This window comes from Lactococcus allomyrinae (genome assembly GCF_003627095.1).
Classification (GTDB): Bacteria; Bacillota; Bacilli; order Lactobacillales; family Streptococcaceae; genus Lactococcus; species Lactococcus allomyrinae.
The window spans coordinates 913206-928148 of sequence record NZ_CP032627.1 but is presented as its reverse complement, the minus strand read 5'-3'; the positions used below and the strand labels follow the sequence as shown (position 1 = coordinate 928148).

Below are 14943 nucleotides of genomic sequence, written 5' to 3'. Positions count from 1 at the left end.
TGAAGTCATAGGAATGAAACAATGTTAGAATTTGCGGAACGATTAAAAACACTAAGAATTGAAAAAAATTTGAGACAAATTGATATAGCGAGAGCTTTAAATAAAAGACATGGTGCAGTTTCAGCTTGGGAAAAAGGAAAAGCTAAACCCAAAATGAAAATAATAAGTAAACTTGCGGAACTTTTAGATAGTACGGAAGATTATTTATTAGGGCGTACTAAAACTAGAGATAATGAGATTATATTGTACACAAGAAAATCTTGCCCCTCTTCTAAAAAAGCGAAAAGATGGCTAGAAAATCATGGAATTCGCTTTAAAGAAATTGATCTTTTGAGTAAACCACTCACTAAAATAGAATTTGTACGATTGCTCCAGTTGACTGAGAATGGAACTAAAGCACTTATTGGAGAGAGAAGTTCTGCTTATCAGAAGTTAAAGCGAAAGATGGATTTTAATGAATTAACAATCCGTGAGCTTACAGATTATATCCAAGAATATCCGACGTTACTCAAGACTCCAATAATACACGATGAAAAACAAATACAAGTTGGTTTCAATGAAGAACGGATCAGAAGTTTTATCCCAAGAGTGAGACGCAATCTAATTTAATAAAAAAGAGGTTTGAGTCTCTTCTTTATTTTTCAATAATATTGTAATATGCTTTGCTGGCAATTTATTCCGCCTTATAAATTGCCAGCAACAGTATGACAAAGGGGAGTTGGTTAAGCGGGAATATTCCTTTTTAGATTTATTCGTGTTTTCCCATTAATTGTTAATCTTAATTTCTTTTTTTCTCTAGGCAATAATGGTCTTTTAGCCTCAGGCTATCGCACGAAGGATATTTTTGATAAGGCTAAACAAGTCATTGGTAAAGAAGTGCTGCTCTACCGAGGGTATGATAAACAGAAATATGTGGCCATTATTGATTTAGATGTAAAGTGGAAGTTTTCGCAAAAACAGATGACCACCTGAGTGCTTTTTAATCATGGGTTTGATACCTCTTTGAGCTTCAAGAAGTCATTCGGAGAGTTAGGGACGATTTGAACCATAAGGAAGTATCACAAACTGTTGGAACACTCCGTTGGCGAGAAGATAGAATATTATTTTATCCCTTTGATTAGGAGCTTCTGAATGCCTATATTTACGATTATCCTAATTCTCGGGTGCGTAAAGTTTTCAAATTTTGAGGGGTGTAAATACTCTGCTCCTATACGTTACAATGGTCATAATGTTGTTCTTGAAATTGATGAGGATTACTTAGAAATCTATGATGGAAGTGTGAGCGTTTCTGAGCATAAACTCAGTGATAAACGATTCAATCTTAATAAAATCTGTCATAGAGTGAATCATCACTAAAATTTTTAGTTAAATTTATTTCTGGATGCTTGGTTGACAAAAATTTATAATTATTCTACACTTTGGCTTGTAAGCTATTTTGAGTATAAAAGTATTTATTAATTTTAATTATAAAGGGGAGTAGATGATGGATTATAACTATGAAAAAGTTCAAACACTTAATGATTTAGAATCCTCTATTTTTGAGTATATTCTTAAAAATGAGACTATTGCTAGTACAATGAGCATAAGAGAAATGGCAGATGTTGTGCATGTTTCTACTGCAACTGTGATGAGAATGACAAAAAAGTTAGGTTTCAGTGGCTGGAAGGAATTTTGTTATCATTTAAAAAATTCGGTAAGAGAACTTAAGGTCTCTACACAATACCATGAGAATATTCGTCAATTTGAATTTTTTTTAAGAAATCTGTCTGAAAGTGAATACATATATAAAGTATCGGATGCAGTGGCACTTATTTCAAATGCTAAACGAATAATTTTTATTGGAGTTGGAACTTCAGGTGCTTTGGCTGAATATGGTGCACGATATTTTTCAAATAGCGGTTTGGAAAGTCACGCAATTACTGATCTACACCAATCACTTAGAGCACGTGTTGGAGAAGATAGTTTAGTTGTTATTTTGTCTGTTTCTGGTGAAACGAGTTTATTAGTTAAATCAATTATTGAGTTAAAATCAAAAGACATTAAAATAATTGTGATAACAAATCATGATGATAGTACATTATCTAAGTTTTCTAATATTACTCTTAGTTATGAATTTAAGGAGATATTTTCTAACTATGATGCTATAGAAAATTTGACATCATCTCTGCCTGTTATTGCGTTAATAGAAATACTAGTATCAAAAGTTACGGAAAGTAAAAAGGTGTGACAAAAATATGTAACCGATGCCAAAAGCCTAAATACCCCTTGTATGCGGTTAGTACATGTGGTATTTTTTTATTATCAAATACATGGAGGTATTTAATTTATGAATAAGTTCATAAACGATAAGTTATTGCCACCTATCATGAAATTCGTTAATACGAAAGCCATGACAGCGCTCAAAAATGGGATGCTATATGCGATGCCATTTATCATTGTTGGGTCGATTTTCTTGATTTTGGCAAATGTTCCAATCCCTGCTGTTGCAAATTGGTTGTCAAATAATGGCTGGTCGGCTATTTTTAGTCAAGCGTTCAATATGTCATTTGGTATTTTAGCGATTTGGGCAGCTGTTGGTATTGGCTATTGTTATGTACGTGAGGAAGGATTAGGGGATGTTGCTTTGCAAGCAGGTCTAACTTCACTGTCAGCATTCTTTATTGTTCAAACATTATCTATTGATAATCCTTTAAAAGCAGTGATGGCTTCAGGAGCGGGGAATTTGACGGGAGAGCAGGCAACAGAAGCAATTCATAAATTGCCTGAAGCTATTCAAACGGTACTTAATAGTCCAGTAACAGGGGTACTGAACTTGACTTGGCAAGGTGGTCAAGGGATGATTGCTGCGATAATTATTGGCTGTTTGACAGGTTGGGCTTATAGCGCAATGATGAAAGCAGGCTGGAAGATTACTTTGCCTGAGCAAGTTCCTTCAAATGTTGCAAATCAGTTTACATCAATGATTCCATCGGGAGTAATTATCATTGGTGCAACAGTAATTTATGGATTGTTTGACAAAGTTGGACATACGGATTTGTTGCAAGAAATCTATCACTGGTTACAGCTACCATTACAGGGACTTGGAGATTCATTTTGGGGGATTACACTTATCGCTTTACTTATCCCTTTCTTTTGGTTTTTTGGAGTGCATGGCGGAATTATTATGGGGGCGATTAGTTCATCCTTCTTACTACCAAATACTTTTCAAAATGCGGAACTTCATCAAGCAGGAAAATTAAGTTTAGCTAATGGTGGGCACATTGTGACAAATGAATTTTATAATAATATTATTCAAATGTCAGGTTCCGGTGTAACCTTTGGTTTAATTATTTTCACAATTTTTCTTGCTAAATCTCAACAGATGAAATCAATTGGTAAAGTTGAGTTAGTACCTGGTTTGTTTCAACATTAATGAACCTTTCCTTTTTGGACTACCTTTGGTACTTAATCCAGTACTGGCTGTTCCATTCTTTTTAACACTAGCTATTGTAGGAGCGACGGCTTATGCGGCTATTGCAATGAAAATTATTCCACCGATGAATGGAGTTGCTGCGCCTTGGACAACACCCCCAATTATTTCAGGTTTTTTAATTGGTGGTTGGCAATATGCTGTTTTACAAGCAGTGGCTTTAGTGGAATCAACTTTGATTTATTTACCATTTGCACATAGATATGATAAACAACTTTTGCAGGAAGAGGCCGAAATTGAGAAAGAAAAAATGGTAGCTGAATAAAAAAATAAAATTCCGAAGAATCTTTTCTTTGGAATTTCTTAATAAATATTTAAAATAAACGAGGTGAAGAAATGAATAAACAACTGCCAAAGGGATTTTTCTGGGGGAATTCCACGTCATCAATGCAAACAGAAGGTGGCTGGAATGAAGGTGGGAAAGGCTTGTCTGTTTATGACACAGATAAAGCAGGACGTAATGCCAAAGATTGGCAAGTAACGGTTGACCATTTTCATGATTACACACAAGATTTTGATTTAATGAAGTCGATGAATATGAATATGTATCGTTTTCAGATTTCCTGGTCGCGTATTGTTCCAGATGGGGATGGCGCATTCAATGAAGAAGGAATTGCTTTTTATAGTCAGCTGATTGATGATTTGCTAGCGCGCGGCATTGAGCCAATGATTTGTTTGTATCATTTTGATATGCCCCTAGCGCTTGCAGAAAAATACAATGGATTTCTTAGCCGTCATGTCAAGGAGGCTTTTGTACGCTTTGGTCAGGAAATGATGCGTCGCTTTGCACCGCGTGTGAATTATTGGATTGTATTCAATGAGCATAATTTGTATTTTGCCGATGGATTTGAGAATTATTCAGGGGTCCTAAAAAAGGAATCGACACTTTCTGACGTATACACTGTTTTTCATCATACTATGCTTGCGCATTGCGAATTAACTCAATTTTTACATGAAAATTTTGAGGCAAAAATTGGTGGAATGCTAGCAGCGACAGAGGTTTATCCTGCTTCAATATCAGCAAAAGATAATTTATATGTACGGAAATTTGATGAGTTTTATAATCGTAATCTTTGTGATGTTTATGCTTTTGGTCATTATTCTAAAGAGGTATTGACTTTTGTGAATAATCGTGAGATTGATATGGATTGGCAAGCGGGGGATGAGGAGATTTTGAACCGAGGAATTTCAGATTTTATTTCATTTTCTTATTATCGGTCAGTTTTACTAGATGCTTCGCAATTGTCAGAGGAGGATGCACCCAATAGTTATTTGACCAAGGGAATGCGGCTCAATCCGCTACTTGTACATAATGAGTGGGGGTGGTCAATTGATCCTGAAGGCTTCAGAGGAATGCTTGGTAAGCTTTATCATGAGTTTGGTCTGCCCGTTTTTCCGATTGAAAATGGAATTGGTCAGCAAGAAATTTGGGATGGTAGTAATGAAATTCAGGATGATTTGCGAATTTCCTATCATCGTAAACATCTTCAAGCGATGTGTAATGCAATATTCATTGATGGTGTGGAAGTTCTTGGCTATTTGGGTTGGGGGTTAATTGATATTCCTGCATCAAGTGGTCAGACTGAGAAACGTTATGGTGCTGTTTACGTGGATTATGAAACACAACAGCGTATTCCTAAAAAATCATTTCATTGGTTCAAAAAAGTATTCTTAAGTAATGGAAGTAATCTAGAATAAAAATTATGCTATTATTGACCTAGATGTATTGGAAGGAAAAATTAACGAAGAACACTTGATAAAGCATCAGGTGTTTTTTTATGTATTTAGATAATATTTTCTGAATAATTACCTTGGAAATAATTTCATTTTTTGTCTTTGTCATTCTTTAACTGTGGAGGAAAACGATGTTTAACAAAGGAAAATTTCTTAAATATATGTTGAGTTTATGGGGATTTGAGTTGCTCATAATTGTACTGCTTATGATTCTCTGGTTCTTTTTAGGAGATTCATGTGGATATTACAAGACCTCCAAAAATAAAAAATACGAAAGAAAATGCAGAAGTTGTAGATGTATGAGATGGAACAGACTATGGAAATGAGGAGATGGAAAGCCATCCATAGCAGATAGAGTCGAAAAATATTCGAGTTTTAAGTCTATCATTTTTTAAATTAATTCCTCAGTTTTTATTCGCACCTTTATTCAGGAATAAAAAGAGACTCCCGAAACAGAAGCTTAAAAATTTCCTTAAACAAAAAGTGGCCCATCAGTTTGAGCGATATGAGCGGTATACGATGCTTCATCAAACGAACCGATTACTTTTACTGATGGAAAGCCTAATTGTATTTACGACGATACTAGGTGCCTTTTGGCGAAATCTTATTTCACGACTCTTTGTCCTTATCATGTTGGGAACCATTCTGAAGAAGTATGAGATTGATATTACTTCCATCCTTAACCAAGAATTTGATGAATTAGAGAAAATGAAATTTTCCAAAAGTAGCGATTAACCAAATGTTTTTGTTAATGGCTACAGGAAATTTTGTTTTTACCACTTCAATTTTCCAAGCTTCTGTGCAAAGCAAAGTGGACCGAATATTTTAAATTAATGAGATGCTTAATACCTCAGGGGATGGTTTCTTTTCATCTCAGACAGCGCAGACGCTTTGGGGGCAGTCCAACAATTAGTCGTTTTGTTTACTTATTACTCGGTTTTGCGATTGACTTTTTCACGTATTTTGGTCGTTATTATGAGAATTTCTTAAAATGGGACAAATTTTACAATCACTGGCCTAAAGGGAATTGGTTTGATAATCCTAAAATGCTTTCTTTGAGAATACCCAGCGTACCTACCTTAAGAAGATGGTTTACCTGCTCAAACTTTTTTATATGATTCCGAATGATTTAGATAGGAATTTAAAAGGGAGTACACCGACTTTTGAATCTTTCAATCAATAAAAATATAGTGAGGTGCTTTGGGAACGTAAACTTATCCTTGGGCAATACATCCAAGCTCTGGAACATAAAAAAGAGACATTTAGCTGGAGTGGAAAATAACTGTTAATATATTATCAATTAAATATAAATTATGATATAATTGATAGTATGTTATCACTTAGGACTAATAGCGATATTCTTTTAGATATTGCTCATCGAATAAAAGAGAGAAGATTGGAGTCCAATTTTACTCAAGAAGATTTAGCAAAACGTTCAGGATGTGCTCTTGCAACATACAGAAGGTTTGAACGAACCGGAGAGATTTCATTGAAAAACTTGGTACTCATTGCTTTTGCACTCGGATTTGAAGATGACTTTGATTTGCTATTTCAAAAGAAAAAATATGCAAGTATTGACGAACTGATTCAAGAAGAGGTGAAAAAACGAAAAAGAGGTAAAAGTTCATGATTGAACCTAAAGAAATTCAAGTTATGCTTTATGGAAAAGTTGTAGGGAAACTTGCACTAACGCCACAAGGTTTGACTGCTTTTCAGTATGATTCAGACTTTCAACAATCAGGATATTCAATTTCTCCATTAAAGTTACCTTTGAACTCAAATGTTTTTGTAGCTGACTCAATGCCATTTCAAGGGAATTTTGGTGTTTTCGATGACTCTCTACCTGATGGTTGGGGGAGACTGCTTCAAGACAGAGAATTGAGAAAAAGAGGAGTTGATCCACTCTCAATCACTACACTGCAACGGCTTGCTATTATAGGTGGGAATGGACGTGGAGCTTTAGAATACAGACCAGTAGAAAGAGGATTTTCACAAGAAACGACGTCATCGTTTTCTTTAAGAGAAATTGCAGAAGCCTCAGAGTATATTTTAGACGATAAAGAAGTCCCTGTAGAACAGTGGCGAGAAATTGTTAAGGCAGGAGGGTCATCTGGTGGTGCAAGACCTAAAGTATTTATTGAATCTGATGGAAAAGAATGGTTAGTTAAATTTCCTAGCCAATTAGACAGCCCTAATGTTGGGGAAATGGAATATAGAACGGCTGATTTAGCCCGAAAATGTGGCATAGTGATGCCAGAAACGAGATTATTTGATGGAAAATATTTTGGAACTTGCCGATTTGATCGATTCTATGAAAATGGAAAAGTGGTTAAAAAATTGCATACTGTGAGTAGTGCAGGGCTATTAAATGCAAATTATCGTATTCCTTCACTCGATTATTCAGATTTGCTTATTTTGACTCAGATTCTCACACGAAATATGGTACAAATTGAGCAAATGTTTCGTAGAATGGTATTTAATATCATGATTGGAAACAGAGATGACCATGCAAAGAATTTTTCGTTTGTCATGTCTGAGCAAGGAGGGTGGGAACTTTCTCCCGCTTATGATCTATTACCTTCTGAGGGATTCAACGGTTTTCACACCACAACAGTTAATGGAAATGGGCGGCCTACGGAATCAGATATGATAAATATTGGTTTAAAAGTCGGCTTCTCAAAGGGTAAAATTATACAAATTATAGACGAGGTGCAATCTGTACTTGAACTCTAAAAATAAAGGAAAATAATTATTAAATGGTACCTCAAATCGTTGTGGAGTTATCGTGTTTCTGCTATAATATGTGTATACGCTTTATATGATTTTTTATTTCCTGATAGCGTTTGGAGCTGTAACTTAGTGAGTTATTAGAAAACTTGTCATAATGCGTAGAATGGCTAGTAATCTTGTTTGGAGGATTAACAATGGTGTTGTCCGTATTACTCACTGCATATTTACTTGTTTTATTGGACAAGTTTAACTTATTTTAATTTTAGGATATCTCGTCGGTTATAATATATTGAATATATAGGGGAACTCATGGTGAGTCCTCTTTTGTATTTGTAACGTTTTTAACCCTAAAAGGGCTGCAGCATCAGTAATGATGTCATGACCAATAGGGATAGAAAAAATTGGAATCATGAATGATATTTATCTATATTTGTTACATTATCTATTGATCTATAATAGGGTGGAACAACTAATGGGAAGTGATGGGTGACTTATCTCCACTACTTTATAGAATCTCAATATCCTCGGAGTAATCAGCTTATCAAGAAAAATAGAATTCAAATTTATAATGCAGAAAATTGGCAGAATGGATTTTCTACCGTTTCAAAAATTCAGGATAGAAAGAAATCAGCAAGTTATATCACGAAGTATATTACAAAAGAATTGATTGAAATTCCTAGTGCCTTTCATCAACCGAGATATTTTGTAAGTCTTAGTTTGAAACAACTTGAAATCTCTCTGAAGTTATTACCTGACGATTATTTCAAAGGATTTAAACCGTCTTTTATAACAGACAATAAGAACTTGGCAAGTATTGAATTTGAAGCTGTTGTTTCTATTTACCAACTTGATATTTCAGAAGAGGGAGAGTTAACGCAATTTTTCTCACGAAACAGTTTGGAAACTTAGACACGAAAAAAGCTCTGATGGCAATCAGGACTTCCCAAAATAATTTTGTAAGGTGATTATATCATGTTTTGGTTAATGACCAAAAAGAGGTGGGTATGAAATTTAAACATGTGCCTATTGATAGTAATGCTGTGTGGACGAGTAAAAAAGGAATTTTGCTACGTTACGAAAATTTGAATGTTTATACGTTGAACAGATGGCTTTCTGAGATGCTAAATAACAAGAGATTTAGAGCGGGTGTAATCAATCCAACGAATAAATTAGTTTTTATCAACATAGAAATATTTGAAGACTTTTTATATTGGAAACAACATGATTATTCAAAAATCAAGGAAAAATAGGTAAAAAAATGATAAAATGAAAGTTGTTAATCATCTTTCTATTTTATCTTTAGAGGATAAGATATGTATTTTAAAGAAAGAAAAATAAGGATGGAAAATCGTTCTATGTACTAACAGAACGATATGTTGCCCCATTAACAGGTAAGAAAAAACGTGCATCTGTGGTATATTATGCAAAGACAGCAAGAGCTAGACGATAAGCTGGGTGTGATTTGATGGATAAAATTGATGAGATTATCGCAAAAAACCAAGGATTTTTCAAAGGCTCCTCAATGACTACTTTTGTAGAGTTGAAAAACAGTTGGTTTAATGTTTGGCAAACTACTCTTAAACCTCAAACTATCAAACGTGATTGTTATTAGACAATTTGCTGGAAAATATCACGCCTCTACTTATTCAAAATTGTCTAAATAAGTGCAGAGAAAAATATCAGTCCACTCATTCAGCGTAAATATACTCTGAATAAAATTTTTGATTACGGTGTTCTGCATAATGCAATTCCGTTTTCTCCATCAAAAGTTGTGAAGCTGAGTGCTACTGTTGAGGAGAAGCGAGCAAAAAGACAACGATTGAAACAGAAGTTTTTGGATGAGCGGGAGGTAAGAGTATTCTTATCAGAGTTGAAGATGAGAAGAAACCAGAATTGTTATGACCTTGTATTGTTTTTTATTGGTACTGGTTGTCGGATTGGAGAAGCTTCTGCTTTAACAATGTCAGATATTGATTTTGATAATCATCTGATTACTATTGATAAATTACTGCAGGCCCATGATTTGAGAGTAGATGATTTTTATCTTGATACCACTAAAACAGAAGCGGGCGAGCGCATTAAGCAGTTGCCAGAGTTTGTGATAAAGGCATTAAAAAGAGTAATTGAACGCAATAAAGATTTTGATGAACATATGGAAAATTTTCCATCACAATTCTTTAGAAACTCTGATTTTCTTTTTAGAACCGAATACAGTGCACCCATTGCTTCACATAGTTTTAGAGAAATTTTAGGACGAGTGAACAAACATTTGTGCTTAGAGTGTAAAGAGAAGTATGGGTTTGAATGGATAAAAAATGTTATTCCTCACAGTTTTGCATATTCATGTACTGAGAAATGACCCAACGGTTCCATTGAAAGAGATTCAGGCCCGTGTCGGTCATGTTCAAGAAACAACAACAAACGAATATACTCACTTGATGAGCACGTCTCAACAAAAATCAGTTGATGCGATTAGTCGTTTTATTGAAAAGGTGGCAGTAAAGTAAAACATGCTAAAATTAAGTAATTTTGCTCAATTTTTGCCTAAAAATAAAAATTAAAGAGTTGAGGGGCGTTCAAAACCTTGATATTAAAGGAGTTATAGAGTATGAGTACAATCCAATGGTTTCCAGGACATATGTCAAAAGCAAGGCGACAGGTGCAAGAAAATTTGAAGTATGTCGATTTTGTGATTGAGCTGGTAGATGCTAGGTTACCGATGAGTTCAAGAAATCCTATGTTGGGACAAATTATTGGTGATAAACCGCGAATTATTGCTTTGAATAAGGCGGATTTGGCTGATTCTAGTGCCGTGAAGGACTGGATTGAATATTTTGAGCAACAAAACTTTATAACATTAGCGATAAATTCTAAGGAAGAATATACTGCGAAACGTTTGACGACAGCTGCTAAAAAGTTAATGTCAGCTAAAATGGCGCGTGACAGCGAACGAGGAATTGCTCATACTACTTTGCGGACGATGATTATTGGTATTCCAAATGCTGGAAAATCAACATTGATGAATCGTCTAGCTGGTAAAAAGGTAGCCGTGACGGGAAATCGCCCTGGTGTTACCAAAGGACAGCAATGGATTCGTACAAATAAGGAGCTGGAATTACTTGATACTCCAGGGATTCTGTGGCCTAAGTTTGAAGATCAGCTTGTGGGATTGAAATTAGCTTTGACGGGAGCGATTAAGGATGATTTGCTTCCGATGGATGAAGTAACAATTTTTGGTTTGGATTATTTTTTGAGGCATTATCCTGAATTGGCAAAGAAACGCTATCGCATTAATGATGAAGATTTAGATCTAGAAATTCCCGAATTAATTATGGAATTGACACGTCGTTTTGGGTTTCGAGATGATTATGACCGGTTTTACAGTCTATTTGTAAAGGATGCCCGAGATGGGAAGTTAGGACTTTTCTGCTTAGATAGAGTCGGTGATTACAAGGAATAATGTTGTTTTTATGATGTGAAAAATGCTGACAAAATCTTGTCAGTAATTTTTTCTTGAAAATGGGAATTTATAAAAATGGGACAAACGATTAAAGAAATTAAAGAACAATTGTCAGAACTGACAGACTTGTCAGCACCTGAATTTGAGATTTTTGAAGCTGATTCACGCTCAGGTGTTCATTTGGCAATCAAGGCTCGAAAAAAACAAATTCTTGCGGAATTTGCAGAAAATGAACGTTTGGAAAAAATGCTTGAATTTGAGCGGAATTTATATGCGCAAGGCATTGAGTTAATTGCTGGAATTGATGAAGTGGGACGAGGACCACTTGCAGGACCAGTAGTGACGGCAGCGGTGATTTTGCCTCCTAATTGTAAAATTAGAGATTTGAATGATAGTAAAAAAGTACCAAAATCAAAGCATCATACGATATTTAATGAAATACAAAAACAAGCTATCGCTATCGGAATTGGAGTGGTCAGTCACGAAAAAATTGATGAAGTAAATATCTATGAAGCGACAAAAATCGCAATGTTACAGGCGGTGGAAAATTTGAAAGTTGTCCCAGAACATCTGTTGATTGATGCGATGGTACTTGATATTGCGATACCGCAGACCAAGATTATTCATGGGGACGCAACATCGCTTTCGATTGCTGCGGCTTCAATTATTGCAAAAGTGACACGTGATGAGATGATGGCAGAGTTTGCTCTTGAATTTCCTGGTTATGATTTTGAAAATAATGTTGGCTATGGTACAGCAAAACATCTGTCAGCACTGACAGAGTTGGGAATTACACCTATTCACCGAAAATCCTACGAACCGATTAAGTCTATGGTTGAATCTGAAAAATGAAGTCAAGACTTATTCAGGAAAAATTTTGACTCGCTGGTGAATTTAAGGCCCAACCTCTAGTGGCAACAACTAAGTGACTAAAAAATGTTCTTATCCAAGGAACTTAAGTGCTAACACCACTTTGCTTTGTTGTCTAATCTGTGCTTTGCAGACTGCTTGCTTGGCTGCTAAAAGCAAGAGTAAAAGTTAAAACCACAAGTCAAGGCGCAAAGCATTAGTGTTCCATGGCTGTCGGACGAAATTCGAAGTAATGCGTCTTCAATGAATTTCCTATAAGTTCTTGAAAAATCGCTTTAGCTTTGCTACAATGGCTTTGTAATTATATTTTAAAGAATTTAACGAGGGATTTTTCTTTCAAGATTGCTATCATTTGTTTCAAGCAGTTGAGTTTAACCTCGAAAAGGAGATGAAATGGATACTGAATTGATTAGAAAATTGGTTGAAAATGCAGAGGAGTCAGGTTCTTCCAAGTATCGAGCTTATGTTTTGAAAAAACAAGACCAATCGTATGAGTTACTGATGAATGGTAAGCAGATGGCTAAGTTTATTGTGACAGGCTATGAGCAGGGCTACTTGGAGAATAATGCAAGTAAAACGGACTACCAAATCAAAACAGTTGCTAGTTTAGAGAAATTTTTGACTGGACAGTATTGAAAAAACGTGAAAATTGATTCACGCTTTTTTATAGTAACTGACAAATGTTCTGTCAGTAAATTTACAAACCTGTCAGTATGAGTTGTCATAATATTTATCTAAAATTTCCATTTTTAAAGCTGGAAGTTCGGCTGATGAAGCAGTTAATGTGCTACGGATAAATAATTTTTCTTCATGATTAATAATTCCTGCGAATTTAACTTGCGGATAATCAGCATTTACTGATAAAATATGTGCTTTTGTTTCTGTCAGTACTGACAGGTCTACAGGAACATCAAGATTGACTGTGCGAGCCGTATAAGAGTAGTTTTTTAGTGCGGCAATGTTACGATTTGGGATAAAAGTAGTTGCGCCATCTGCCCCAATGACAGTAATAGAGCGGATACCTACAGTTTTGACAATTCCTTCAATATCTAAACCAGAAAAGGCCACAGTATCGCCAACATTAATTTGATGTTCAACAATGATAAAAAATCCATTGATAATATCAGCAACTAAATCACGTCCCGCAAAGCCAAGTGCCACACCAATAATTCCAGCGCCAGCTAAAACGTTGCCTACAGGAATGCCGATAAGCCCAAGAACCGTGTAGATATATAGAAAAACGGTAAGGTAATGGATGCCACTGGTTGTAAGTCTAGAGAGTGTTAAAATTCGAGAAGTATCCGTCCATTTTTGTTCGCTATAGTTTTTGAAAAGTCGCTTTACAATTCGAGTTCCAGCTTGATAAAGAATAAAAAAAAGTAGGCTGACAAGGATAATAGTGATTAATTTATCAAGGAGAAGCGCGCCTAAATCTTCCCAATTTATTTTTAAAAAGTTCATAATTCTCCAATCGCTGATATTTTTATTAAAGGCTATGAAAGCTTGGTATTATGCTGTTTTATCAAAACAAAACCGAACATTGACTGAATTTTTAATAAAAATTCTGAATATTTTCTTGTTTTCCTTTTCAGAAAATAATATAATCTATTATAACAGAAAATTTTCGGAGGATGTTATGACGATTGATTTAGATTGGGAAAACTTAGGATTTAACTATACAAACTTACCATTTCGCTATATTGCCCGCTATAAAGATGGACAATGGAGTACAGGAGAACTAACAGGAGACAATCAACTCCATATTAGTGAATCTTCTCCTGCTCTACATTATGGTCAACAAGGTTTTGAAGGACTGAAAGCTTATCGCACAAAAGATGGCTCAATCCAGCTTTTTCGTCCAGACCAAAATGCAGCACGACTCCAAAAAACAGCTCGTCGCTTGTGCATGGCAGAAGTTCCAACAGAAATGTTTATTGATGCAGTCAAGCAAGTGGTTAAAGCTAATGAAGATTTTGTGCCTCCTTATGGTACAGGTGGGACGCTTTATCTTCGTCCGCTTCTCATTGGGATTGGAGATATTATTGGGGTGAAACCTGCGGATGAATATCTTTTTACTGTTTTTGCAATGCCTGTAGGTTCTTATTTTAAAGGTGGTTTGGCACCATCAAATTTTGTTATTTCGCGCGATTATGACCGTGCTGCTCCTTTGGGGACAGGTGGGGCAAAAGTTGGAGGAAATTATGCTGCATCGCTCCAAGCAGAAGTTGGTGCTAAGAAAGCGGGTTATGCTGATGCCATTTACCTTGATCCAGCAACACATACAAAAATTGAAGAAGTCGGAGCAGCAAACTTCTTTGGGATTACAGCGGAAAATGAATTTATTACGCCGTTGAGTCCATCTATTTTGCCATCAATTACTAAATATTCACTCTTATATTTGGCAGAACATCGTCTGGGTTTGAAAGCAATTGAAACAGATGTTCCTGTGAGTGATTTGAATCAATTTGTTGAAGCTGGTGCTTGTGGAACAGCTGCTATTATTTCACCTATTGGACGTATTGATGATGGAGAAAAACAGTATGTTTTTCATTCGGAAACAGAGGTTGGACCAACCATTAAACGTTTATATGATGAACTTGTTGGTATTCAATTTGGTGATGTAGAAGCACCTGATGGATGGATTGTTAAAGTAAATTAAGAGTGATTCATATCAAATGAG

At 35.4% G+C, this 14943-nt stretch carries 17 protein-coding genes and 1 pseudogene; 17 read left to right on the top strand and 1 reads right to left on the bottom strand.

The genetic code is table 11. The features are described 5' to 3' along the window. Positions 1-21: 21 nt before the first annotated feature. The 16 genes and pseudogenes from spx to D7I46_RS04345 all read left to right on the top strand — a co-directional run bounded on the left by spx (position 22) and on the right by D7I46_RS04345 (position 12899). Complete coding sequence (gene spx / locus D7I46_RS04415) at positions 22-609, top strand: Spx/MgsR family RNA polymerase-binding regulatory protein (protein WP_240424503.1); 588 nt, start codon at positions 22-24, stop codon at positions 607-609. A 522-nt stretch (positions 610-1131) separates the two neighbouring features. Beyond that, entirely contained in the window at positions 1132-1356 is a 225-nt protein-coding gene (locus D7I46_RS13785; protein ID WP_120771787.1) for a Mu transposase domain-containing protein, read from the top strand. Positions 1357-1480: 124 nt separating this feature from the next. Beyond that, complete coding sequence (locus D7I46_RS04405; RefSeq protein ID WP_120771786.1) at positions 1481-2227, top strand: MurR/RpiR family transcriptional regulator; 747 nt, start codon at positions 1481-1483, stop codon at positions 2225-2227. A gap of 99 nt (positions 2228-2326) precedes the next feature. Next, a pseudogene (locus D7I46_RS04400) lies at positions 2327-3734 on the top strand (PTS sugar transporter subunit IIC). A 71-nt stretch (positions 3735-3805) separates the two neighbouring features. Next, the gene (locus D7I46_RS04395) at positions 3806-5167 is read left to right on the top strand and encodes a glycoside hydrolase family 1 protein (protein ID WP_120771785.1); all 1362 of its coding nucleotides are present in this window, start codon (positions 3806-3808) and stop codon (positions 5165-5167) included. Between the two features lie 555 nt (positions 5168-5722). Continuing rightward, on the top strand, positions 5723-5938 hold the full coding sequence (locus tag D7I46_RS04385; RefSeq protein WP_120771783.1) for a hypothetical protein: 216 nt from the start codon (positions 5723-5725) through the stop codon (positions 5936-5938). Positions 5939-6533: 595 nt separating this feature from the next. After that, complete coding sequence (locus D7I46_RS04380) at positions 6534-6833, top strand: helix-turn-helix domain-containing protein (RefSeq protein WP_120771782.1); 300 nt, start codon at positions 6534-6536, stop codon at positions 6831-6833. Then, positions 6830-7936 carry a type II toxin-antitoxin system HipA family toxin gene (locus tag D7I46_RS04375; RefSeq protein WP_120771781.1) on the top strand — a complete coding sequence of 369 codons (1107 nt, stop codon included), beginning with the start codon at positions 6830-6832 and terminating at the stop codon, positions 7934-7936. Before D7I46_RS04380 ends, D7I46_RS04375 begins: the two co-directional genes overlap by 4 nt. A gap of 483 nt (positions 7937-8419) precedes the next feature. After that, positions 8420-8842 carry a hypothetical protein gene (locus D7I46_RS04370; RefSeq protein ID WP_120771780.1) on the top strand — a complete coding sequence of 141 codons (423 nt, stop codon included), beginning with the start codon at positions 8420-8422 and terminating at the stop codon, positions 8840-8842. Between the two features lie 95 nt (positions 8843-8937). Then, the gene (locus D7I46_RS04365; RefSeq protein WP_120771779.1) at positions 8938-9183 is read left to right on the top strand and encodes a DNA-binding protein; all 246 of its coding nucleotides are present in this window, start codon (positions 8938-8940) and stop codon (positions 9181-9183) included. Positions 9184-9398: 215 nt separating this feature from the next. Further along, a complete protein-coding gene (locus tag D7I46_RS13485; protein WP_240424501.1) occupies positions 9399-9545 on the top strand; it encodes a hypothetical protein in 147 nt (48 codons plus the stop codon). Between the two features lie 207 nt (positions 9546-9752). Then, positions 9753-10292: a tyrosine-type recombinase/integrase gene (locus D7I46_RS13480; protein ID WP_240424499.1), complete on the top strand. Its 540-nt coding sequence runs from the start codon at positions 9753-9755 to the stop codon at positions 10290-10292. Continuing rightward, positions 10249-10440, top strand: a complete 192-nt coding sequence (locus D7I46_RS13475; protein WP_240424497.1) for a hypothetical protein — start codon at positions 10249-10251, stop codon at positions 10438-10440. The genes D7I46_RS13480 and D7I46_RS13475 overlap by 44 nt, the downstream gene beginning before the upstream one ends. Positions 10441-10541: 101 nt before the next feature. Further along, positions 10542-11393, top strand: coding sequence for a ribosome biogenesis GTPase YlqF (gene ylqF, locus D7I46_RS04355; RefSeq protein ID WP_120771778.1), 852 nt, complete (start codon positions 10542-10544; stop codon positions 11391-11393). A gap of 75 nt (positions 11394-11468) precedes the next feature. Beyond that, a complete protein-coding gene (locus tag D7I46_RS04350) occupies positions 11469-12245 on the top strand; it encodes a ribonuclease HII (protein ID WP_120771777.1) in 777 nt (258 codons plus the stop codon). 411 nt (positions 12246-12656) lie between these two features. Continuing rightward, positions 12657-12899 carry a hypothetical protein gene (locus D7I46_RS04345; protein WP_120771776.1) on the top strand — a complete coding sequence of 81 codons (243 nt, stop codon included), beginning with the start codon at positions 12657-12659 and terminating at the stop codon, positions 12897-12899. Between the two features lie 72 nt (positions 12900-12971). On the opposite strand, the gene D7I46_RS04340 is transcribed toward D7I46_RS04345, so the two are convergent. After that, entirely contained in the window at positions 12972-13724 is a 753-nt protein-coding gene (locus D7I46_RS04340; protein WP_120771775.1) for a mechanosensitive ion channel family protein, read from the bottom strand. A 175-nt stretch (positions 13725-13899) separates the two neighbouring features. On the opposite strand from D7I46_RS04340, the gene D7I46_RS04335 reads away from it, so the two are divergent. After that, entirely contained in the window at positions 13900-14922 is a 1023-nt protein-coding gene (locus D7I46_RS04335) for a branched-chain amino acid aminotransferase (RefSeq protein WP_120771774.1), read from the top strand. Positions 14923-14943 lie beyond the last annotated feature (21 nt).

Excerpts from the sequence above, each read along its gene's own strand:
- spx (WP_240424503.1), top strand. The coding sequence starts at position 22 with ATGTTAGAATTTGCGGAACGATTAAAAACACTAAGAATTGAAAAAAAT.
- D7I46_RS13785 (WP_120771787.1), top strand. The coding sequence starts at position 1,132 with ATGCCTATATTTACGATTATCCTAATTCTCGGGTGCGTAAAGTTTTCA.
- D7I46_RS04405 (WP_120771786.1), top strand. The coding sequence starts at position 1,481 with ATGATGGATTATAACTATGAAAAAGTTCAAACACTTAATGATTTAGAA.
- D7I46_RS04395 (WP_120771785.1), top strand. The coding sequence starts at position 3,806 with ATGAATAAACAACTGCCAAAGGGATTTTTCTGGGGGAATTCCACGTCA.
- D7I46_RS04385 (WP_120771783.1), top strand. The coding sequence starts at position 5,723 with ATGCTTCATCAAACGAACCGATTACTTTTACTGATGGAAAGCCTAATT.
- D7I46_RS04380 (WP_120771782.1), top strand. The coding sequence starts at position 6,534 with ATGTTATCACTTAGGACTAATAGCGATATTCTTTTAGATATTGCTCAT.
- D7I46_RS04375 (WP_120771781.1), top strand. The coding sequence starts at position 6,830 with ATGATTGAACCTAAAGAAATTCAAGTTATGCTTTATGGAAAAGTTGTA.
- D7I46_RS04365 (WP_120771779.1), top strand. The coding sequence starts at position 8,938 with ATGAAATTTAAACATGTGCCTATTGATAGTAATGCTGTGTGGACGAGT.
- D7I46_RS13485 (WP_240424501.1), top strand. The coding sequence starts at position 9,399 with ATGGATAAAATTGATGAGATTATCGCAAAAAACCAAGGATTTTTCAAA.
- D7I46_RS13475 (WP_240424497.1), top strand. The coding sequence starts at position 10,249 with ATGTTATTCCTCACAGTTTTGCATATTCATGTACTGAGAAATGACCCA.
- ylqF (WP_120771778.1), top strand. The coding sequence starts at position 10,542 with ATGAGTACAATCCAATGGTTTCCAGGACATATGTCAAAAGCAAGGCGA.
- D7I46_RS04350 (WP_120771777.1), top strand. The coding sequence starts at position 11,469 with ATGGGACAAACGATTAAAGAAATTAAAGAACAATTGTCAGAACTGACA.
- D7I46_RS04345 (WP_120771776.1), top strand. The coding sequence starts at position 12,657 with ATGGATACTGAATTGATTAGAAAATTGGTTGAAAATGCAGAGGAGTCA.
- D7I46_RS04340 (WP_120771775.1), bottom strand. The coding sequence starts at position 13,724 with ATGAACTTTTTAAAAATAAATTGGGAAGATTTAGGCGCGCTTCTCCTT.
- D7I46_RS04335 (WP_120771774.1), top strand. The coding sequence starts at position 13,900 with ATGACGATTGATTTAGATTGGGAAAACTTAGGATTTAACTATACAAAC.